Origin of the sequence: Paenibacillus sp. NPDC058177 (assembly GCF_042883835.1) — a bacterium.
In the GTDB taxonomy this organism is placed as follows: domain Bacteria; phylum Bacillota; class Bacilli; order Paenibacillales; family Paenibacillaceae; genus Paenibacillus_AQ; species Paenibacillus_AQ agri.
Genome location: NZ_JBHVVB010000002.1, coordinates 269,787 through 292,925, shown reverse-complemented (window position 1 = coordinate 292,925; position 23,139 = coordinate 269,787). Strand labels below are relative to the sequence as shown.

Annotated in this window: 17 protein-coding genes; 12 read left to right on the top strand and 5 right to left on the bottom strand. The window is 40.3% G+C overall.

Annotation, left to right across the window (positions count from 1 at the left end; translation table 11 throughout):
- Positions 1-5: 5 nt before the first annotated feature.
- The 3 genes from ACFVU8_RS11360 to ACFVU8_RS11350 all read left to right on the top strand — a co-directional run bounded on the left by ACFVU8_RS11360 (position 6) and on the right by ACFVU8_RS11350 (position 3,066).
- On the top strand, positions 6-755 hold the full coding sequence (locus tag ACFVU8_RS11360; protein WP_387427437.1) for a class I SAM-dependent methyltransferase: 750 nt from the start codon (positions 6-8) through the stop codon (positions 753-755).
- Between the two features lie 54 nt (positions 756-809).
- Entirely contained in the window at positions 810-1,616 is an 807-nt protein-coding gene (locus tag ACFVU8_RS11355; RefSeq protein ID WP_379465720.1) for an AAA family ATPase, read from the top strand.
- Positions 1,617-1,809: 193 nt separating this feature from the next.
- Complete coding sequence (locus tag ACFVU8_RS11350; RefSeq protein WP_387427435.1) at positions 1,810-3,066, top strand: outer membrane protein assembly factor BamB family protein; 1,257 nt, start codon at positions 1,810-1,812, stop codon at positions 3,064-3,066.
- Positions 3,067-3,113: 47 nt separating this feature from the next.
- Here the strand turns inward: ACFVU8_RS11350 and ACFVU8_RS11345 are convergent, their stop codons facing one another.
- Entirely contained in the window at positions 3,114-3,869 is a 756-nt protein-coding gene (locus ACFVU8_RS11345; protein WP_387427433.1) for a creatininase family protein, read from the bottom strand.
- A gap of 168 nt (positions 3,870-4,037) precedes the next feature.
- Between ACFVU8_RS11345 and ACFVU8_RS11340 the strand changes: the two genes are divergently transcribed.
- The 4 genes from ACFVU8_RS11340 to ACFVU8_RS11325 all read left to right on the top strand — a co-directional run bounded on the left by ACFVU8_RS11340 (position 4,038) and on the right by ACFVU8_RS11325 (position 6,575).
- Complete coding sequence (locus ACFVU8_RS11340; protein ID WP_387427432.1) at positions 4,038-4,613, top strand: TetR/AcrR family transcriptional regulator; 576 nt, start codon at positions 4,038-4,040, stop codon at positions 4,611-4,613.
- A gap of 83 nt (positions 4,614-4,696) precedes the next feature.
- Positions 4,697-5,356, top strand: coding sequence for a ribonuclease H (gene rnhA, locus ACFVU8_RS11335; RefSeq protein ID WP_387427430.1), 660 nt, complete (start codon positions 4,697-4,699; stop codon positions 5,354-5,356).
- A gap of 115 nt (positions 5,357-5,471) precedes the next feature.
- Positions 5,472-6,140, top strand: coding sequence for a uracil-DNA glycosylase (ung, locus tag ACFVU8_RS11330; RefSeq protein ID WP_387427428.1), 669 nt, complete (start codon positions 5,472-5,474; stop codon positions 6,138-6,140).
- A gap of 30 nt (positions 6,141-6,170) precedes the next feature.
- Positions 6,171-6,575, top strand: coding sequence for a hypothetical protein (locus ACFVU8_RS11325; RefSeq protein ID WP_175372979.1), 405 nt, complete (start codon positions 6,171-6,173; stop codon positions 6,573-6,575).
- A gap of 110 nt (positions 6,576-6,685) precedes the next feature.
- Here the strand turns inward: ACFVU8_RS11325 and ACFVU8_RS11320 are convergent, their stop codons facing one another.
- Positions 6,686-7,801 (bottom strand): AI-2E family transporter, encoded by a 1,116-nt coding sequence (locus tag ACFVU8_RS11320; RefSeq protein ID WP_387427426.1) that lies wholly within the window; start codon positions 7,799-7,801, stop codon positions 6,686-6,688.
- Between the two features lie 407 nt (positions 7,802-8,208).
- Between ACFVU8_RS11320 and ACFVU8_RS11315 the strand changes: the two genes are divergently transcribed.
- Both ACFVU8_RS11315 and ACFVU8_RS11310 read left to right on the top strand, forming a co-directional pair.
- On the top strand, positions 8,209-8,388 hold the full coding sequence (locus ACFVU8_RS11315; RefSeq protein ID WP_387427424.1) for a hypothetical protein: 180 nt from the start codon (positions 8,209-8,211) through the stop codon (positions 8,386-8,388).
- A gap of 147 nt (positions 8,389-8,535) precedes the next feature.
- Positions 8,536-10,650 carry an AAA family ATPase gene (locus ACFVU8_RS11310; RefSeq protein ID WP_387427422.1) on the top strand — a complete coding sequence of 705 codons (2,115 nt, stop codon included), beginning with the start codon at positions 8,536-8,538 and terminating at the stop codon, positions 10,648-10,650.
- Positions 10,651-11,014: 364 nt separating this feature from the next.
- On the opposite strand, the gene ACFVU8_RS11305 is transcribed toward ACFVU8_RS11310, so the two are convergent.
- From ACFVU8_RS11305 to ACFVU8_RS11295, 3 genes are all read right to left on the bottom strand, one after another.
- The gene (locus tag ACFVU8_RS11305; RefSeq protein ID WP_387427420.1) at positions 11,015-11,818 is read right to left on the bottom strand and encodes an abortive infection family protein; all 804 of its coding nucleotides are present in this window, start codon (positions 11,816-11,818) and stop codon (positions 11,015-11,017) included.
- Positions 11,819-12,352: 534 nt separating this feature from the next.
- Complete coding sequence (locus ACFVU8_RS11300) at positions 12,353-14,692, bottom strand: nSTAND3 domain-containing NTPase (RefSeq protein WP_387427418.1); 2,340 nt, start codon at positions 14,690-14,692, stop codon at positions 12,353-12,355.
- Positions 14,693-15,149: 457 nt separating this feature from the next.
- Positions 15,150-21,098 (bottom strand): ATP-binding protein, encoded by a 5,949-nt coding sequence (locus tag ACFVU8_RS11295; RefSeq protein WP_387427416.1) that lies wholly within the window; start codon positions 21,096-21,098, stop codon positions 15,150-15,152.
- A 145-nt stretch (positions 21,099-21,243) separates the two neighbouring features.
- On the opposite strand from ACFVU8_RS11295, the gene ACFVU8_RS11290 reads away from it, so the two are divergent.
- From ACFVU8_RS11290 to ACFVU8_RS11280, 3 genes are all read left to right on the top strand, one after another.
- Entirely contained in the window at positions 21,244-21,732 is a 489-nt protein-coding gene (locus tag ACFVU8_RS11290) for a DUF4368 domain-containing protein (RefSeq protein ID WP_387427415.1), read from the top strand.
- A gap of 392 nt (positions 21,733-22,124) precedes the next feature.
- Positions 22,125-22,529 carry a DUF4279 domain-containing protein gene (locus ACFVU8_RS11285; protein WP_387427413.1) on the top strand — a complete coding sequence of 135 codons (405 nt, stop codon included), beginning with the start codon at positions 22,125-22,127 and terminating at the stop codon, positions 22,527-22,529.
- A 185-nt stretch (positions 22,530-22,714) separates the two neighbouring features.
- Entirely contained in the window at positions 22,715-23,074 is a 360-nt protein-coding gene (locus ACFVU8_RS11280) for a hypothetical protein (RefSeq protein WP_387427411.1), read from the top strand.
- Positions 23,075-23,139 lie beyond the last annotated feature (65 nt).

The following is a 23,139-nucleotide window of genomic DNA, read 5'->3' as shown; positions in this document are numbered from 1 at the left end:
AATCCATGAGTATACAGCAAGAAGTAAAGACCTATTGGGAGGGCGAGGCCGAGCTATACAGTGAAGGCATTCGTAAGGAATTAAATGGTTTTCAGAGACAGGCCTGGCTGGACCTTATTCTGGAGCATGCTCCTCAGAAAGAGACCCTGAAAGTGCTGGATATCGGCTGTGGTCCCGGATTCTTCTCCGTGATCCTGTCGAGCGCGGGTCATCTCGTTACCGGGATAGACTGTACGGATAATATGCTGGAGCAAGCACGCAGTCATTCCGAGCGGGAAGGTGTTACGGTTACATTCCGGAAGATGGATTCGCATGTACTGGATTTTGGTGACGATAGCTTCGATCTTCTGGTATGCCGGAACGTCACATGGAGTCTGGCTGATCCCGAGGCGGCGTATAAGGAATGGAAAAGAGTGCTGAAGCCGGGTGGGCGTCTCCTGGTCTTCGATGCCAACTGGAACCGTCATCTAGTAGATGACGAGATGAAGGAGAAGCGTGAAGGCGATTACCGCGACTATGAAGCGAAAGGCTGGGGCAGTCCGCCGCGTCACATAGACTGGGAGGAGTCCGATAGACTTAGCAGACTTCTGCCGCTGACCCGGGAATGGCGGCCGGCATGGGATGTCCGGACGCTGGAGAAGGAAGGCTTCGCCAAGGTGTACAGCAAGGAGAATCTGTCATCCAGCGTGATGGATGAGAGAGAGCAGGTTCTAACCCGTTCCACCCCGGTTTTCATGGTGTGCGCAGAGAAATAATTCGGCTGGCAATAGGCTTAATGAATTTATCAGCTAAAGGAGTATTCTTATATAATGAACAAAAGCAGTTCTGCCGGACGGCTTCCGAGGGCTAAAGGAATAGACATGGCTACCTGCTATATGCCCAAGGAATGTGCCAGAAAAGTCCGCCACCTCGTCTTGCCTACGGTGAACCAGAAGATCGTTGAAGAGTTTATTACGATTCTCGGCATGCGTGAGACCTTCGAGGAACATGGTGTTCCTATTCCGAACAAGATTGTGATGTACGGTCCCCCAGGTACCGGGAAGACGCTGACCGCCTTTCATCTCGCGAAAATGTTGGAGCTTCCGCTCATTCTGGTCCGGCTCGATGCGCTTATTCATAGCCACTTGGGCGAGACCGGAAGCAATATCCGCAAAATTTTCGAGTATGCCAAGCAGTCGCCTTGCGTCCTCTTCCTTGATGAATTTGATGCCATTGCCAGGACCCGGGAGAGCGGTGATGAAGTTAAGGAGATGGCGCGGGCAGTCAATACGCTGCTGCAATGTCTGGATGACTTTGGAGATAATAGTATCTTTGTAGCAGCCACCAATCTGGAAAAAGAGTTGGACCGCGCCATTTGGCGACGCTTTGACACCAAAATGACTTATTCTCTCCCCGATAACGAGAGCAGAGAGCAATATATCAAGCTGTTGATCGGTGAATTCGGACAAGAGGAAGGATTGGCTGAGCTCGCTTGTCAGCGGTTGACGGGTTGTAGTTTTGCCGATATCGAACAGATCATTCTGAAAGCCAAGCGCAAAGCGATTATTGCAGGCCTTCCGCTATGCTGGCAGCATGTCTCGGTCTCCTATGACGAGTATAATCCGGCTGTCCAGTAGCGTCTGAACATCATCGATAACGGTACGACAAGAAGCCTTTCCATAAAGGGGATTCCCATTTGGAGGGGTTTCTTTTAATTGGGTTACATTTTATTACTGAAAAAGAATACACTTTTGTGACCTTTTCCACACTCTTCCTATTATACAATGGTTAGATAGTAATTTAGTATAAAAGAACAAAGGTGGAATTGCAGTGAAGAAAACAACTCAATACAGTAAATGGGCCGCAGTGCTGCTGACCAGCGCACTCAGCCTGACCCTGACCGCGCAAGCCTTCGGCGCGCCGCTTCAAGCCGGACTGAAGCCAAGCTGGACTTCGGCGTCTCTATTCACATCGTCGGTTCTGGTCCCGAAGGATGCAGAATCCGTTATTTATGACGTCAAGGCCGTTCCTGCGAAGAAGCAGGTGTACGTACATATGGGACAGAATGTGCCGAATACCACCAGCAAGACGAAGCAACTGTGGTACGTCGATACGTTAAAAGCACTGGATGCCGATACCGGCAAGCAGAATTGGGAATATGTATTTCATGATTCCAAAGGACCTTACACAACTGCCGGCAGCTCGGTCTTTAACAGCAACGGCACTGCCTATGTCTATCAGGCTTTTTCGGACAAGACCTATCGTTTGTACTCGGTGAACAGCTCTGGGAAGCTGAACTGGGTTCAATCTCTGACCGGACCATCTTCTATCTCTCTGCTGAAGGACGGCTCTATTCTGGCAGCATCTCCTGGTGCGCCGGACAGCAAGGGGATCGTTAAGACCACGCTCACCCAATTCGACGGCAGTGGCAAAGTGTCCAAACGTCAACAGCTACCAGGGACTTTGCTTACCGCCCAGGAAGACCGGATTATCCTGTCCACCAGTCCACTAGTCAAGAATAGTGCCGGTATTTGGCTGGACAAGCTGAACCCGCGCCTGGAAGTCTATGATTTGTCTTTCAAGTCGCTGTACAGCTATCAGGTACCGGCTGGTTCCAACATATACGGAGACGGCAGTCCTGGACAGATGGTATTGAAGGACGGTACGGTGGTCCTCCGGACCAACGTCAATGGAACAGGGAATAAGCTTCAGGCATTTAACTCGCAAGGTAGCGTGCTGTGGGAGCGTAGTATTCCGGGCAGTGCGCTTACTCAATCGACAGGTAACGGTTATGTCGTATTTGCCAACGGGACGATGACCCTGTATGATTTGGAGAAAAATACAGAGACTCGTACTTTTGAAGAGGAAGAAAGCAAATATACCGTAATTGCCCAAACGGGTGACGGGAAGCTAAGCCTGAACCTGAAAGATAATACGTACCTGTTGAATCCTACGTCGTTGGATGTGATTCTCTCCTTCAACAGCGGCAGTCATAATCCGTTGATGACTACCTACGGAGACAATGCGGTATATGTCTCTTCAGCGGATGGCAAGCTGACTAAATTGGCTGTAAAGGCTGGGAAATAAGCTGTTCATCTAAAATAGTAAAGAGGGGTGATGCACCCCTCTTTTTGTTATGAAGACATTTTTCTATGGTAAGCCTCGTCCAGAACTTGTTTTAGCCCTTCGGATCTCTTCTGAATAAACGTTTTCCAGAATGTCTGACCCCGCTGGCTCAATTCCTCATCCGTATAGCTTCCTTCTTCATATTTGCCCCAACAGCCATCTTCCGTAAGTTTATCCCAACCCATGTAATCAGCATAAATACGATTGTTCTGAGGAACATCCGAGCCCATAGAACTTTTCTTAACAAGATCAGGACAGAGCCACATCGCCGTGCATACAGACAGTAGGCCACCATGCATCTCATTTAAATCTTGAAATCCGGCCGTATGTATAGCTTCTTCCCAAGCGTTATGAGTATTGTGATTTGGGGCAATTACAAGAATATGAGGGTATTTATAATTAATATGTTTAATAAAAGCCGCTTCCCAGTAGGCACCCCCATGCCCGGTACAAACTACAAACTTATTGAAATTTTGTCTTGTCAAATTGACTATTATTTCTTCTATCATTGCCGTTAAAATATTGGGGCTAACGGTCACGGTCCCTTTATAGTTGGCGTGTTCTTCTGATGTGTTGAAGGGCAGTGTAGGTAACACGTATGCATTCAATGCTTTACCGTAAGCCTCGGCGTATAGATCTGCTATAAGCGAGTCCAAATGCATCGGAAGAAAAGGACCGAACTGTTCGGTAGCTCCTATGGGTATAATTACGGTGTCAGTTCCGCTGCTGGCTATCTCAGCCGTTGTGTTTGTATAATTTAGCATGTACATCTCCTGATTTGAATGGTTTTTAATTTATAATGTACCATAATGTGGATGAAATGAGATAGTAGTTTATAACACAACATCCATCTACTGTGAGCACTTAGAAAGTGATGAATATTTACCGTTCGTTCTACAAATGCTAAAATAGTCTTAGAAAGGAGCATGATTATGGCTCGTAGCAAAGAATTTGAGATTGACGACGTTCTTGAAAAAGCGATGAATCTCTTTTGGCTGCAAGGTTATGAGAAGACCTCCATGCAGGACTTAGTGACTGGGATGGGGATTCATAAGAGAAGTATGTACGATACTTTTGGAGACAAACACTCCTTATATATGAAAGCTGTGGAACGGTATGGAAGGAGCGTTGCCGAGCGCATGAAGGAGCAGGCTGAGGCACAGCCTACAGTGAAGCAGGCGATCCGCAGCTTGTTTGAGATGGTGCTCCGGAACGACACCGGGATGCCCAAAGGCTGCTTGATGGTTAATACGGCGGTGGAACTGTCGCTGCATGATTCTGAGGCCGATTCCCTTGTACAGGATAGCTTTCTGTCCAGCGAACGGCTATTAGAAAAGCTGGTGTCAAGCGGGCAGGACAGCGGGGAAATCTCCCGACAGTTGGAGGCCCCAGCCCTGGCAGCTTATCTGCATAACGCGCTGGTAGGACTGCGAGTGATGGTCAAAACGGGGCAAGATCCCTCCAGACTGGAGCAAATCGTGGATATTACATTGACTGTTTTGGATTGAGAGAAATAGCTTCAACTAAGGAAGCGAATGAATTACAATAAGGCTTTGAGCAACTTCTTGGCGTTGAAAGGAGATTCATCAAAGTGGCTAAGCAGAAATTTTATGTAGTATGGGAAGGTAAGCAGCCTGGAGTCTATGGTACCTGGGCGGAATGTCAGGCCCAGACAGATCATTATACAGGAGCGAAATATAAATCCTATGAATCCAGAGCGGCTGCGGACGCCGCCTATAAGGCGGGCTGGAAAGGTAATTGGGGTACAGGCGCTACAGCAGGCGGAGCAAAGCCTAAAGCAGGTAATTCATTTCGACGCAGCACCGCTGTGGAGACTTCGGAGGAGATCGACTACGATAGTATTTCGGTGGATGTCGGTACCAGAGGCAATCCCGGTCCGGTAGAATATAAGGGCGTGGATACCCAGACTGGTGATGTTATCTTCTCCTGTGGTCCGATCCGAAAAGGAACGAACAATCTGGGTGAATTTTTGGCGATAGTGCATGCCCTTGCCTACTTAAAGAAGGAAGGTAGCAATCGAACGGTTTATAGTGATTCTGTTAATGCCATCAAATGGGTGAAGCAGAAGAAGGTAGCGACAACCTTGCCGCGCGATGCTTCCACGGAAGAAATCTGGCAACTGATTGATCGGGCGGTGCAATGGCTGCAGAGTAACACCTATGACAACAAGCTGCTGAAGTGGCAGACTCGTGAATGGGGCGAGATTAAGGCGGATTACGGCCGGAAGTAGCAAGGGACGTTTGCCGTAAATGACGATTCTTCTATCGTCAGTACGTTCGCGGACTTATAATAGGGTTAATACAGAGTAAACCATGTATCAAACAGGGTAGCAGGAGGAACAACTCATGTTCGGCAACGATTGGGATAAAGTATTACAAGAGGAAGTAGAAAAACCGTATTTCGATGAACTGCGCTACGCATTGGCGCGGGAGTATAAGACACAAACCGTTTATCCGCCTAAGGATCAGCTATTCTCAGCTTTGAAGCTGACACCTTATGAAGGAACACGAGTCGTCATTCTTGGACAGGATCCTTATCATGGAGAGGGACAAGCCCATGGACTTAGCTTCTCGGTGAAGCCAGGCGTACGGATTCCGCCATCGCTGCGTAATATCTATGCGGAGCTGCATGAGGATATTGGGATGCCAATTCCGACCCATGGCTACCTGAAGCACTGGGCGGAGGAAGGTGTTCTGATGCTGAATGCGGTGCTGACTGTCCGTGAGAGTCAACCTAATTCGCATAAAGGTCTGGGCTGGGAGCGTTTCACGGATGCTATTATGGAGAAACTGAATGAGAGAACCGTACCGATGGTCTTTATTCTGTGGGGGAGTCATGCTCAGAAGAAGGGGGCCTTTATCGATAAGAACAGGCATCTGGTTATCCAGTCACCGCATCCGAGTCCGCTGTCGGCGCATCGCGGGTTCTTGGGCAGCCGCCCGTTCACGCAGGCGAACCGATTCCTGGAATCCCACGGATTGCAGGGGATTGATTGGACCATACCGAATTTGTAGGGATTCGGACACAGTGAAGGGGGTGGAGCCATGCGCCATTGGGTAGGCAGACCGGTCATAATGTATTGCGGCGAGAAGCCGTACACGATCATGAAGGGCATTCTCCGCAAATGGGACCCTTCCCTGCGGATTGCGGTAATCGGCCATCAGGAGATTGCGGTGCCTTTTCAGGATATTGTATATATCAAAGCCTTGGCGCCCAAGGAGAGAGCACTGCCCCCTGTCCTTCATGCCGTAGGGTATGTCATGCGGGAACGACAGCAGTTCGATAATGCGGTCTATTTCAAGTCGGCGGTGACCGTTTGGAAGGGCGATAAGCTGATTGCCCTCAATACCACCATTGTGTCACATACGAAAGGCTCCGTGATGCTGGAGGATGGTCAAAATCTAATGAAGGGCAATCACATCTTTGTAGTGCGCTCCTTGCGGGGCTGAGGGGAAATTAACCTCAGGCTCAAAATGTAACGATAGAATCGCTCCTAGCGGATGAAGAGGACAGGTGTTCCTTCAATCCAGCCGGGAGCGATTTTTTAATGGACAGACTCTTACATCTGTTCTTCTTTGATCAGTGGTTCCTTGGCCGAGTTAGTGTCGCCGGTTCGTTCCGCAATAATAATTCCATATAGCCGCCGTACTATAATCTTGAGAATCATGTACACCGGGAGCGCAATCAGCACACCAATGATCCCGTAAAAATCCCCGCCGATCAGCACCAGCAGCACCGTGGTTAACGGATGTACATCCAATGACTTCCCATACACAATTGGCGAGAGCAGGTTATCCTGAATCTGTTGGGCGATTACGATCACAACCGTTGCCCAGATCGCCATCGTAGGCGATTCGATAAAACCGACGATGATGACCGGCACAGCCGAGAGCAGAGACCCGACATAAGGAATGAAATTGAGTGGAATCGCAATAACAGCCAGCAGCAGTGAGTAAGGCAGCCCGATAATCAGAAATCCTATGTACAGCATTACCCCCAAAATGACATTCAGCAGGACACGAGTCACGATAAAGTTGCTGAGGGCACCGTCGATCTCGCGTAGCATTTCTTGACCGGGCTTGCGAAATCTTCGGGGAACTAGACGTAATAGAATCGGCGCCAGCTTGTGTCCGTCTTTGAGCATATAGTAGAGAATGATGGGTAGCGTGGCGATGATAACGACAATATTGGAGATGACCCCGATGAGATTACTGACAGAATTCGATACCCAGTTGATCGCATCATTCAGATAAGAAGACAGACGTGTTGCCAAGTCCGAATCTCCTGTGAAAAAGCGGGACCATACTGGATTCTGCTGTAAATCATGGAACTGCTCTTGCAGACCATCCACAAGCTGTGGCGTGTTGTCGATGAAGGTCTGAATCTGCTCCTGCAACGTCGGCCACACGAGCACCGAGAACAGCACGAACAGGCCAATAAAGACAAGATAAATCAGCAGGATGGAGAGCATACGGTTCAGTTTTCTTTTCTCCAGGAAATTCACCAGCGGCCGGAGCAAATAAAACATGAAGCCAGACAGCATCATGGGCACGAGCAGCAGTTTAAGAATGGAGATCAGCGGTGAGAACAGGAAGAAGACTTTTGAGCCCAAATACAAGATTAACAAAAAAGCAATAATAGCCATGCTTGTGCGAAAATACTTGCTTTGCTGCATGGCAGCACCCCCCGATTACTTTCTATTCCTATACTTGACCCGATTCTATATTTATAAACAGAAATGGTAGGGGTAAAGCACTTGGTCGTACCAATTCATTTCAGAAGCGATTGCCGATCATAGAACGCCTATATTAAAAGCAAACTATATTAGTTGTAACGAATTGAGTGTGATTTATCTACGGGGTGTTTTGTTAATGAGGATACGTATGAAGGGCAGATTGATAATCCGCTTAGTTTGAACCTTTATGCGTATGTAGAAAATATAAATAATCCGGTGGTTTGTTTTTTAGGAGGTGGATTTGAAAATATGGGAGTTAGCAACAAATCGGCGTGAAAAGCCGCCTTCTAAATGAGAATGAAGGTGGCTTTTCGTATTACACCGTATTTACACGAGGAGAATTTGCTATGTCTCATGTCACCATCGTTGTCGCCAATCATGTCGCTGTCGCAGCTCTTCTGTCTTGTTCACATGATATGGTTAACAACGACCTGAATCCCTTGCTCTTGCAAGGAGGTGGAGTAGTGTTCGGTAGAATCGTTGTCGTTGGACACCATATCTTGTCCTCTAGTCTTAGGACAAATTGACTGATATTGTCTAAGGTTGTCTTGATTTAGAGTGGTAATATTTGTATGATGAAAGAGTGTCAACATTTGTGTGCTGTGTAGGTGAGTGACAAATAATTTATATGAAAAATGCAAGCAAAGCTATGCATTTTCGGAAAGGAAGAAAAAATGAACATTACCATCCATAACTGTAATAATATTGACTCGGGTAATATACATATTGAAAACGGAAGACTGAACATCAAATATGCTATTAATGGTACTGGAAAATCAACGATTGCCCAAGCCATATCTTTACATGTTTCAGGTCAGACACTCACAGACTTACGCCCGTTTAAATATCTGAATGATGGAGAAGATGATCATAATTCAAGTGTCATGATATCTGACACCCTTCGAAAGGTAGCTGTTTTTAATGAGAAGTATATTGAAACCTACGCTTATCAGAAGGATGAGTTAGTAGCAAATAGTTTTGAGATATTTGTGAAGACGCCCAAATATGAAGAGCATATGCGAGCAATCTCTGTATTGATCTCAGGCATACAAACAGCTTTTCGTGACGATCCGGAACTTGATGCCCTAATAAACGATTTAGCAACCTTTATTGACGGCTTTGGTAGAACACAAAGTGGATATTCAAAAACAAGCGAACTGGGCAAAACTATCGGAAAAGGTAATAAACTGGAAAATGTGCCTCCTGAACTTGCTCCGTATGCTCCATACTTAAGAACTGCTGGTGTAAATCTGAAATGGGTAAAGTGGCAAACCGAAGGGAAAGACTACTTGGAGATTACTGATAAATGTCCTTATTGCGTATCCACTATTTCAACACCTAAAGAAACAATTTTAAAAGTAAGCCAAGAGTATGATACCAAATATCTTTCTGCATTAAGCAAAGTACTTGATGTATTCACCTCTTTAGAAGCATATTTTTCCGAATCCACAAAAGAAGCCATTCAAATCATATCCAGAAACGCTACTGGTATAACACCAGAGCAAGTTGAATTCCTTAAACGCTTAAAAGAAGAAGTAATTACATTAAGAGATAAATTAATAGGTCTAAAGAACCTAGGTTTTGCTTCATTAAGCAATGTGGATCGTGTAGCTGATGCATTGCTCGAAAATAAAATAGAATTAGCCTTTTACCCTCAGTTAGAGAGTGACTACACAAAATCTAAAATAGAAAGAATTAATGCTTCACTAAACGAAGTAATTACTGTCGCAGGCCAGTTACAAGGACAGGTTGCTCAGCAGAAAAAGGAAATAAGAAAGACTATAGAAAAACACAGTAAAGAAATAAATGGGTTTCTTGAATCCGCAGGTTATCAATACAAAGTTTCAATTGTTCAATCAACAGGAGAAACTTATCGGTTAATTTTGACTTTTACAGATCAAAGTAGTGGTATTCAAAATGTTAAAGACCACTTAAGTTATGGAGAGCGGAATGCTTTTGCCTTGGTATTGTTTATGTATCAAACGCTTAAAGAAAATGTAGATTTCATTATATTGGATGATCCTATATCTTCTTTTGACAACAATAAAAAATTTGCAATTATGTCTATGCTTTTTAGAGGTGCAAATTCATTTCAGGGAAAAACCGTATTAATGTTAACTCATGATTTTGAGCCAATCATTGATATTGTTTGTACTCTGCGAGATATCTTCTCACCTGCAGCAAAAGCATACTTCATTTCAAATATTAACGGAACGCTAGATGAAAAAGGCATTACAAATGCAGATGTCAAATCGTTTGTGTCAGTATGTGAAAGCAATATTGCTGATTCCTCTGATATAGTCCATAAACTAATATATTTAAGGCGACTTCTTGAAATCAATAATCAGAAGGATGAAGCTTGGGAATTGCTTTCCAATATATTTCACAAAGGAAGGGAAGTTCCTAAAACCAAAAATGAAGATGGAAATCTCAGAGATATGACTGCTGACGAACTTATACAATCAACTGTAATTGTTAACGAGTACATCCCTGAATTTGATTATCCAACTGTATATGCACGTACCCAAAACATTACCGAAATGGTTGCATTATATCGTTCATCTGCTAGTGGTTATGAAAAGGTTCAAATCTATAGAATGTTGAAAGATGGTGAAATGGAGCGCGGGAGCGCAATGAAAAAATATGTTGATGAAACATTTCATGTTCAAAACGACTATTTATTTCAACTTAACCCAAGAGAATATAAAGTTGTACCACAATACATTCTTAACTACTGTGATAGTGAAATTATTGGAATTGAAGAAAGTCTGATTCAACCAGTTATGTGATTTTCAAAAGATATGCAAAGAGGGGCAGATTGAGTCTGCCCTTTATCTGTAGTTCCACCCACTGTCGTAAGTTGTTGAATAAGTATCGGAAACACGATCCCAGATCCTCACGTAATCTTTTACAAGGCCGCCCTGATTCATCAGTTGTTCATGCTTTCTCTGCCCTGCCGTTTATAATGACCTTTTTGTATTTGCCGGAACGCTGCAGCCAGCACCTTTGCCAATGTTGGACCCGTCAGCTTTATGGCATTAACTGATAGGTGAATTGTTTGCTGTTTGAACAGTTTGAAAATCCTACTGCAAGTAATCATATTCCTTTAAGACAAAAATTGACCCTCAGATAAAAGGTGGGACCATTTAAATCTCATATAATAAGAGGCTTTTGTTCTTCGTATGTTTCCCATAAGAAAAAAACGGTTGTGGTTGATGCCCCAACAGCGAGCCGGGCATGGCGAGGTGACAACCCTTTATATGTTGAACTTTTCCCGTGTCCGGTACCGTAGGAATTTCTTAATTCAGCCATACCAGCGGATATTGCAGATAAATTCCCTAAAATCTGTTTAATAGTATCACTTGCCTTTGCTGTGTCAGGAATATCATCGGGAGTCAGTTTCAACTCTTTGCATGTGTTTTTTACAAGTTGTTGAACACTCCAATCTTTATTTACTGAAATAGTTTTACCAGCTAGTATGGTATGACAACAAGATTCTAAAAGCTCTTTTGCTTTCCCAATAGCATCTGCTGGATGCTTCTCAATAGCTTCATTCATTTGCCTTATCTGTGCCGCGATGTAATCAGAGTTAAAAACATCAATTAACCTCTCTGACCGCTTTGCAATTTGGGAAAAGGCTTTTCCACCATAAAGCCTTCTGACAGCTTCCCAACATGCATCAACAGCCTTTTGATTTTCTTTTACTTTGTCTTCATACTTTACTGCGTAATAATTGAGCAGATCTTCAAGTAATTTTGCGACGGCAAGATTGTCCCCACCATCAATAAAAGAGTTTAGCGATTTACCTTTTGAAAATTTATAATGCTCACACAGTGGTATGCCAATGCTATCAAAAGTAAACCTATCAAATTCAGACGTAGAAAAGTGCAGGACATAACCACTCTGGTTAAATAGTCGATTTATACTATCTTTTTCTAAATAGCTTAACTGGGCCATACCGATCCTCCGCAACGATTCAATAATTTATATCATATCCTTTTTCACTTCGAGACAAGTTGATCCAGAGTATTTTACCATTTTCAAAGGTCAGTGCGGTACGACTTTTGGAGGCACTGGGCATAAGGCCAATCTTCTGGATGATACTGCTCTTGAGGGTCTCATGAATAGAGGCCTTTTCAGGCTGTATGTTGATATGAGCAAGGTTGCAATCTTTCAATCACAGCAAATTGACGAAGATACCGTTCGTAAGTCGATTGAACGGGGACTTTTGCGTTTAGCGAGATTTCTGCAATCCGACTTTTGAAGCATTAAATATTCGGGGTTCTAACAAATACTCGGTGAAGTATTACCACGAATTCAGTTTATTTCGTGATGGGATCTTCGCTGTTAGCAATAAAAAAGGAAAATATGCGCATAAATACATTAAACCCGGTGTTATATTTTATGAGGTGATTTTAAAAACATAAAAATCAGTAATAATTTTCTTGAAATGCCAACTTCAAAGATTTAAAGGAAGGTGGCATTTCTCACTCAGCGTTCAAATATAGCTTCAATTTCTGAAATAAACGATTGATTCATACTATTACCACGGTAACTTTCGTGATAAGGATCTCGAAAATAGGAGTCAAAAGCATTTTCAATGTCAGTTGTATTTACATTAAAATTCGTCGGTACTTGTAATAATTGATGAAACTTTTCTTCAAGCGAAGCAAGTTTTTCTTGTACTTCATCCTCTATGTCACTAATAATTTTCTTCTCTAAATCTGATACTACCGAAGATTTATCGACGTACTCTTCGTAATCTCGGCTATCCCAATATGATCTAGTATGTTCACTAATCAAATCTCCCATATTATAATTATCACAATATTCCGAAGTATCAGCGCATTCAAAATAGTACCTTATGCTTTCATATAATTTTTCTTTGCAGATTTGTTCAAACCATGGAGGACAAGTTTCTTGTGCTTTAAAGAATTCATTTAAAAGGTTTATAGTCATAACCAATTCATCTAAATCCACGTCTTCCAATAGATTAGAAATACTATCTTTTGAGTAAATAAATTGGTCTATTGAGTAAAATTTGTAAAAATCATTACTGAGTAAAGCAGATAAGACCTCAAAATGAGTCAGGCCATTTACGTGTGAATTGTTATAGTAATAGGAATTTAATAGATAGTCAAAGATTATGGGGGTATAATTTGTATTCTTTATGTGATGTTCAAAGATTTTTGATGTAATAAAATAATTTTTTTGATGTATATCGACAAAGTCAATCTCATGAACTGTTTCATCAATGATTAGCTGATAGTAGATATTAGAAAGTTCTTCTTTTGAATAACATCTTTCAAATTGAAGGGCATTACATATAGAATCCCGAATAGCATGTAGCTCTAAAAGATTATTTGTAAACACAAGCTTTAGGTAGTCGTTTACAGAAGGGTTAATTACTCCGATATGTTGTCTGCCTTTAAGATCGACAATATTAATGATGGATTGATTCAATCGAGATAAGACAAGGCTCCATTGGTCAACTGTAAAGTCAACATTGTTCATAGTTGATACTCGTTTCAAAAAGCATTTTTTTAATATGTCATGTTCAATATAAGTATCAGTTAAAGAATATATTGTTGTTAAAAAGGCTCTATCGATATTTTGAAGGCGCTGTTCAAATTCATTTTTCCAAATATCATGTGGATTTGTGAGATTGTGAACTATAAAATTGAAATACGATTTAGGCAACACCCTTAAGTAGTTATGTTCAAAAGTTACGTGTTCAATGATACGAGGTGTGTAGTTTTTATGTTGAACTACTTTTAGATAATTTTTATTTTCTATAATTGAAGAGTAGTAATCTGCCGGTATTTTTTTAAGTTTCAGATGATTGTATAAAATTTTCGCTTTCTCAAGAGAGGTTATTTCATCCATGTTGATAATATAATTCACTAATTTTTTTTGTTCAAAGAAATTATTAAATTCGTAGGATCTTTCTTTCGCTTCATTGAAAATAGTAATTCTAGAATTTAGAATCAGCTTTTTGTTTGTAAATAACTTTGTATATTTTATTAAACTAAGTAACTCATCCTCTTGACTTTGTTTCATCTTAAAATAGTGCTGACCTAAGCAATCGTCTAATAGAACGACTTCTTTTTGTTCTTTATCATGCGATAGGGAGTTCTTAATATTTGCGATATCCCCATTTGTGGTGTATCTAATTCTGTAACCTTGTGTAGCAAAGTATAGAACGAGCATCTTAGAAGTAATTGTTTTTCCTACTCCAGGACCGCCTGTAAGCATAAGCGTTCCATTATTAATTAGATGTTCAATACAAATTTCATAGATATGTGTAGGTACAAAAGACTTACATTCTTCGTTTACATCACTTAAGAGTGTTTCACAGTCGACAAAAACATTTTGGTTATAAATCTCACCTAATATATTGGATGAATAAAGCCATAGCTTGTAGTGTTTTCTTACTATATCAGCATTTTCTGTATTTTGAAGGAAGTCGTCAATTTCGTTTAAGGTTACTATGTTGTGGTCTGTCATCATAAATTCTGAAAACATTTCGTATATTTCTCTAATGTTTGCTGCAGTTAGTTCCATTCCACAACAAATATAGTATTGCTTAGGACTCCACTTGTTAACTTTCTCCATTTCAGTCTTTAAAGCTGCTCTAAGATTAGCGTAGCTACTTCGAATGTAATGCTTGACTTGTACAACAATGTTGTGACTATGAGTATTATCCGTTAAATCAATACCACCGTCTCTTCCTTTTGAAAATAATCGTAAGTTAGCAGATAGTTTTCTTTGCATTACATCTTTGCATAGTTCTTCAAATTCGACATCATTTAAGTTGTGATAATTATACATTCCATCACCTATTTGATAATCATATAGTTATTTATATTGATCTGATGCACTGACTTTACTTATTAAGTCAGTTAAGATTATTATATCCTATTTTTATCAGCTTCTATAGACTTGGTTTGTTTGTAATAGAGCAGATTTTATTAGATCTATTGATAATAATGTCAGTACTCAGCTTGTTACTACCTCTCCTCTTCAAAGAATTGAATACCACACTACATTTCTATAGTATGGAAGATTCGATTAGCTGAGAGAGCGCTTAAATGGCATTTAAGAGGTTAGTTGTTAGTTACCGCTTATTCTCACAAAAATTCAGGAAACCGCGAGGCTTTTAGCCTTACGGATTCCTTGTTCAAGAAAGGTCTACGGATGCTTTATTTATTTTTAAGTAGATGAATAACCGATATTGCACACTTGCCTCAATGGTAATGACGAAGACGTATCCACTCTGTGGTTATTTTTAATCCTCATTACTTTTTAATATACTATCATATGGATAGGTATTATTTACTGCTCTTATCACTAATCCATGTTTTTTAAGCTGACTCTCAAGTTTGTTCTTGTCAGCTACCCATCTGAACAGCATAGGCTGCCGATGATAATGTTGATGGATAGTATCTCGTTTAGGATAAAGAATTCTTTCAAACTTTAATACTCTTTCTGCTTTATCATCTACCCACACAAATGGGTTCGAAAATAACGGTGTCCACTTAAATTTCTCTCGTAAAAAAATAGAAGGATAAATTTGACAGTTTCCTAATATAAACTGCGCTGAGCCAACAATAGACCTTACGAGACAGATTCCGTCTTTAGATATGTCTTCCAAACCATATTCAAAAAGGTCGTCAGTATCTGCAAGCATTGAATAGTTAATAAACGTCTGATTAATTCTATTGCTGCATAGAATACTGCCGCTGTGAAGTGCTTTTAAAGTGTAAAACAAAATAATGCCATTATCATAATGGCCGACAGGATACCAAAGGCATGCACCTAATAATTGCTCATTTTGGTTCAGCCCAGTATGAAGAATAGCCTGTGCCATTGATTCAGCTTTCTTGTAGTCATCATCTTTCAGACACTCTTTAAGTTCGCTTTCAATATTCCATACCTCATCGTCTATAACTGTAGGCGAAGTGGTAGTAACCCACGCGTCATCCACATCAAGGAAATACTGCATTCGCCATTCAAACGGCAGATGATCCCAACGTCCCAATAGCTCCTCTCCGTACAGTATAGGGTCAATAACATACATGCCGGGATTCCTCACGAGTATGCAATCACCTGAACGGATATATTGTTCTTTTTTTCTTTCTGCGGCCCCGGAATTCTCACGAATAAACTTCACAATATCTAGACCTGTGTCGTATTCGTTTGTGGCACGTGAATTTAAGTCAAGAAATGCCCTGATTCCAATTGGTACGTTACTATCGTCGATTAAAGTGTAAGGCTTCGGCATAGTAAGTTTGTATTGCTCGGGGGAAGCGTGTAGTGTTAATGGCTCAGAAAGCATACCTTTTACATGCGAAAATTTTGCTAGAATCGAGTACAGTTTCATTTTTTCGGTTAGCCTGTTACTTTTCTTGTATTCTTCTTCGAGTGTATTTATCAGCTTTTCAATTCCGACAGGCGCTTGACGTCCCCAACGTTCACTTATGAGCACAACAGCATCTTTTTGTTCAGAAAGCAGAGCCTCCCAATTATGAACAATCCAGTTGTATAGAGAAGGGTGGCTGATGCATAGGGCATAAATTGCTGGCAATGCGATTTCGTTTCGATGAACGTTATTTAGCTCAAATTGCTCTAGCAAGATATTCAACGATAATTCATGTAAATTTCTCGGTTGCAGAAGATTCTGAATAACTGTGCTTTCTGATGTTGGAAAAGGAATGTGTCCATCCCCGGAAATCCAAAGCTCCTGACAATGCAATTCTGCATCAAGTAAAGACAACATATCATCGGCAAACATGTCTGAGTACAGTAAAAGAAGAAAAGAAGCATTTCTAGTTGAGGTTTGAAAATCGTATTCAAAAAGATTTGCGCCGATAATTTCGGTCAGTTTCCAAAAAGCATCATATTTCAAGTGTTCTTTAAGCTGACTGATTATATAGTCACACCCATAATTTTCCCATTGTCGATCTTCCAGTTTGGGTGCTATTACATTCAAAAAACGAGTGGCTTCTGTACTGCTCATTTCGCCGCGGCGTAATATTTCTTTCCAAGAAATGTCGATATTATTCCATTCATCAAGATGCGAGACTGTGTTTACATAGTTTGCAATGATTTCATTTGTCGGCAATCCGCTAATCTCTTGCTCGAATGCTCTATTTCGTTCCTTTTTCTTAATATAGTAGTCATCTACGCTTAAAGAATTGCTGTAATCTAATTTAACTGGTTTGTCATTTGCGATGGTAACCTGGGTAGGAGTGTATTTTGAAACAAAATCTATAAACGTATGACCACCGAGTATCCTTGAATACTCAATGCATAAATCATAAATATTCCCTAACGTAGCTCTGTCAGACTTGTTATACCAGGACAGCATACCGCATGCCTGAATCCATATTGCAATGATATCCTGTTCAGTATGGGCCATCACCAGTAAATCATCGAGTTGCTCATGTAGTATGTTTAAGTTACAGTGATAATTACTGTCTAAGTGGTGTAACTTCCAAAAAGATGAAATTCCACAGTGAACAGCACTTTTGCTTAACGCCTTAGCAACGTCATTTGAATATACATTGGAAAAGTTATCAGCAATAACGGAAATAGCATTTAATCGAATACCTTCTGTTTCCCACAAACCTGGCGTTTTTTGCGCACAAATTTTGTATACTTGGAGAGGCATATTGATAGCGGTTTCTTCGTGACCACTGTAGGATACAACATCCCATTTTAGCCTAGTGGAAAGCGAAGAGGATATTTCGGGAATAACAACGGAACTGTATTTCAGAAAGTGCTTGTGTGTACTCGCCCAATCCTCCTGCTGGCATAACAATTCTCCGGACATGCCATAGAGAGCAAGTAAATATTCCTGAACTACATCCAGTCGATCATGCTTCATTAAAAATTCTAAAATGATAGATTTGTAGTGCATTCCTATAGATTGGAAAGTAAGAAGAGTATGCTTTAGATCTGCACATATGACATCAAGATCTATAATTTTTTCAATTGATGAAGTATTCAAAATAGTGTGAAGCAGGAAACGAAAAGCTTTAGTAAATTCGAAGCTGCGCACTGCAGGCTTGTCAAAAAAGGTGTGTAGATACTGATATAGCAATCTGCTATCGATGTTTATATCAGGTGATTTTGCTAGCAGATAATTATACTTACCAAGCAATGCGGCTATGCGCATTAATAACTTCAAGTAAATAATTTCACTTTCATAAATCCCGCTATCATCCATTATATTCAGATGTGTATAAGCTTGATTTATTATAACAATGTCGTCACCTGAGGCGTTTTGCACACCAATAATATAAGCCATTGCAACTGCATTCAGAGAATTGCTGTCATAAATATGCTTTGTCGGCTCGTTTAATTTAATAGGTTTAATCTTATCTTTTCTTATTGGATCAACCATTAGCAGAATTGCTGAAGCAAAAACATGAGCCTCTTCCTTAAGTTTGTAAGTTTGAAGTGTTTCAATAATATCAACAAAAAGCTGTGCTTTTCCGTTAAGCAAAATACTTTCAAGCTTTTCAAAAACACAATCAATTGAAATTCTCACATTTTTTATTCCTGCTATCGCATCTTCATATTGTTCATATTCAATAAAATAGGAAAAATACGCATTGCCAAACAGTATCTCGGCATGAATTTCATAATCGTGGAGATCGTTTGCTTCGTTACGTAATGATTTTATATCTTTCAGATTAAACTGTGCGCTGGTTTGCCCCCATAATGTTAGTATTTTTTTAATGTTAGTTTCGGTAGCAAAATTATCTGGATAGTTCGCATGAGGGTACAACGCTCTAGCGAAAGAAACGGGTGTTCGTGATCCAAACCACAATTCGTATAGCGAAATTGCGCGTCTATGCATGTCAGGTGTGTCTGCAGCGTAGAGTCTTTTGCACCTTATAAGGGTATCATGATAATCTTCTATGTTCTCCTTTGATAAAGGCAGCGCTCGTATTTCTGAAATATCTATAGGAATGACCTCATGTAAATCTTCTGATTCGTAGATTCGACCATAATGCTCGTAGTATTTACGATGCTGATGAAGCGTGGTCAATGCAAGGTAAACGCTATGATATTTAAGTATATGTCGCGATTTTACAGCTTCTGAATAAGCAATGGCAGCGAAAGTATTCAGTTCGTAATAGGATATGCCCTCGGCCAGTGCATTTATTACAAAAGAAACATTAAAGTAGTCGGCGGTTAATTCAGTTTTTTCTGCACATATAAGTAGAGGGATTACGTTTTTATATTTAACACTTCCCCAGTCGCTTCTATGCAAATATTCAGCGATTTGGTACGACAGTTCCTTGTATATTTGAGGATATTTGGTTCCAACACTCATCAGATACACACGAAAATCATTATGAAAAAGATTATATTCGTGTTTAGTTTTATTCGGTACAACTAGTGGATACAACGAGTCCATTAGCTGATCCCATTCTGCTAATGACAAGGACATGTCTTTTAGTGCCTCATGTAAAAGGCAGGTATAGATACGACCACTTAACAGAAGTATAGCATCGGCTACTTTAGCTTCTGCGAAACTGGTTATTATATTATTCTTAATAATAACTTCGGTTACATGTCTCCAAATATTGTCATAATATTGATTAACATCAGAAGAAATTAGGCCAGATGCGGATAAATTAATGAGTTCCTCAAATGTTGTAAGTTTCTTCATTGATTCAATAGCATAAACAACAGACAAATTGTTGCCTTTTGTCAGTGAATAAATTAATTCGGAAACTCTTCCTGCATCTCCTGAATATTGAGGTGCCTTTTCAATTACTAATTGCGTTATATCTCCTTTTTCAAGCGGGGGGATCTCAATGTACTTAACCGATGAGGACTCAACTTTAAGCCATGAAGGGTATCTGTCGTATAAATTTGAAGGCTGGCCGACAATAACGAAACATACACCCTTAGGAATCTCTGATGGTGAATATAGAGAAGAGAGAAAGGTTACAGGTGAATTAGAACGCGCTGCATGATCAATGCCATCAATACATATGTACACAGTTTTTCGTGTTTCTTCGCTGATAACACTGAGAAGGCGAAGAACTTCAGAACGCAAGTTTGTATCAGAGATATGATCGCAAATGACCGGCACACTGTGCTTGTGAAGTATACCCTTTAGATTTGCACGTATTTGAACCATAAGTTCTATCCACAATTGACGTGGTTCACATAACCCCATATCTGCATTATAAAATCTTTGTTCGGGTGATATAGGACGGAAAGCATGGTAGCGAATTGTGAATAGATTATATGATGACTGTATGTGGCTGACGATGCTTGTTTTACCTGAGCCAGGTTCTCCTGAGATAAACACTATGGGAATTGTAGCTTGCCGTATTTCAGCCACAACATTTCTGCAAAATTCTTCTCTGCTTTTAAAGAAAGGACTTGGGGGAGCGAGTCGATGCTGTTCGTTTGAAAATTCAAGCTTTGTACTAAGTGCTTCGAAGACAGTTTCGATAGTGATTTCTTCGGAAAATCTTGTTGATGTCGTCCATACAGGTAGTTCAGCAACTAAACGGTTAAATAATTTTTCAGCAATTTCATGTGAGCATCCAAATAACTTGCTAATAGCTGCAACTTGAGATTCTCTGAGTTCGCTTAATGAGGATTGAGATGCTTCAACAGTCAGTTTGCTTAAAAATGAAATCATTAGATCATCAGGTAGGCATATTGCATCAGAGAACTCCTGCCATTGCATATTCAAGTTGTCCTCGGCCTCGGTAAAAATGAGTTTGCTAGTTCCATCTGCCTCGGTGATTTTTTTCTTTATTTTAATTATAAATTCGCCTAAGGGTATCGCTTGGTACTTTAAGCCTTTAAAAGTGCGCTGCGTTCTATTACTTCCAAGAGTTCTGTTTGTATAAAGAATGGGTGTTATGTCATTCCCAGTTGTGAGAGATGCTTCATTCCACCCTGTTGCAAGGGCATTTATTAAGCTTTTACTTGCAGATTTGTCATTCTGTTCTTTTGTTATAAGCTTATTAAAGGTCAATGCTTTATTATCTAACGTTTCAATCTCATGTTTGACTTGATAGCAATACTCCTGTGTGCCATTTTTATATTTCACCACTACATCGTCGATGGTATTATAGTTGCCTTTTTGAAAAATGACACATGAAATTTCGTTATCATAGTCTATTATTCTGATAACTTGGCTTAGACCTACATACCATTCATACCAGTAAGGATCAGCAATTCCCGGTGATATCATTTTCATATTCTCCCTATCTTTTTTGAATAAGCATTACCAAATTTTAGTTTATCATAAAACATCGAAATTAACAGAACAATAACGCTGCGCCAAAGCCTATTGTAGTTTTCATTACATTAGCTACGTGGATGTTTATGAGATTGTTTTGGCAGATATTCAGTGCCATGCCTGGATTGCCAAGGAGCAGGAAAGCGCCTTTGTGGAGATGGTTGCAACCATGAGTAAGAGCCAGCAGAAGAAGCAGTGGGGAACAGCAATCAAAGAGCGGGCTAAACTGTCTAAGCGGGAAAGTGACCTGCAAACGATTCAACGAAAGCTGTATGAGGATAATGTTTTGGGGGAAATTGCGGATGAGCAGTACGTGGCTTTATCACGAGATTTTACAGTAGAGCAAGCTCAATTGAAGGAGCGGCTCAAGCTGCTGGAAGAACAGCTTCAACAAGCAGAGAGCAAGCTAGAGATTACGACTCGATTTTTGGAATTGGTACGAGAGTATACAGATATGAAGGAATTAACGAAACCAATCTTGAATGAACTGATTGACAAGGCTGTGGTATATGATGCCGAGAAGGTGGACGGCAAGCGTGTACAGCGCATTGATATTTACTACCGATTCGACGGTCTAATTTCGTAAACAACAGAGGTTCTTACCTCGTTAAAAATAGATTACTCCATTGATTTATTGTATTCCTCTTCTGTAAGACCCTACTTTCTTTCTTATTAACTGGGTTGCAGCATTAGGTAATTTTATAATAAAAAAGTAGCTGCAGACATAGCATCCCAAGTTGTTCAGAATACAGCGAAGGGATCACTGAAACTCGACTTACAACATCTCGCAAAAAGAGATTTGAAAATGGTAAATATGCAGAAAAACTCAGGTGTAGACAGAGTCGCATTTGGTGAATATATTCATGAATTGAAATAAGCATTCGGCATGAGACCTAATCAAAATTTCACTTATCAAGATTTATTGAAATATGCACAAGAACTTAAAAAAAGCGATGGGTAAATAGAAGGGAGAGAAAGATGAAAGGTAGATTTTCTTTTATAGTGCGTGATGAGGCTTTAGACTTTGATGATATAAGTAGAAAGTTAAAAATTCGACCAACTTCTATAACTAAAAAGGGAGAATTTATCAGGAAGAAGATGGGAATACAAGCTCCATATGATATTTGGCTATTTGAAGTGATAATAACAGAAGAACTTGAACCAGAGGAGGCTCTTGATGAATTACTGAATAAGTTAACACCCAATTTTAAAGAAATTAATGAATTAATTTGGATCTATACAGAAGTTAACATTAATTGTTACTTGAGATCAGATTATGGTCAAATGGGCTTGGAGCTTTCAATTGAATTGATAAAAAAATTAGCATATTTAGGAGTTGGGCTTAACATTCACATTCTATCCTTTGGTGGAGTGAAAAGCTGATATGTTTTATATTGATTTAACCACATGTGAGACACATACTCCATGTAGTGCTGAATGGGGTACATGGGCGAGGATATCGCGAGTTTAATAACAGATGAAGCGGATGTCTGTAATATGATTGAAAACTACCAAAAATACATAGCGAAGTTTTGAAAAAAAGCCAAGGTGATAAGGAATGGTGGAAAATGAAAATCAAAAGTAATTCCCCGCAGATTAAATTACATCCATTAAGGATTCCTTCAAGCTGGGAAGTATCCTACAATTCTTTAGTAGAACTTGATCCTAAGGATTTGGAGAGTAACGAGAAAGAAAAATGGTTCAATTATAGTGAAGATCTATTGCAGCTTAAGCATGTTAAATACAATATTTTGCTAGATGTTGGCTGGTACCCTGAAGCTGATCCAAGCGGTTCATTTGGATTGGAGCTTGTTAAAAATACCGATTGGAGTAATCCACTTCTATCATTCAGCACAGCTAATAAGTATGAACTAATAGAGCAAATTGAATTAATATTATGGCAAGTGGGGGAGGGGGATTTTAACTAGAGGTTAGTATAACTGTTATTAGATTTAATTATATAATATTTGAGAGGGAGTGCGATGATCCCCAT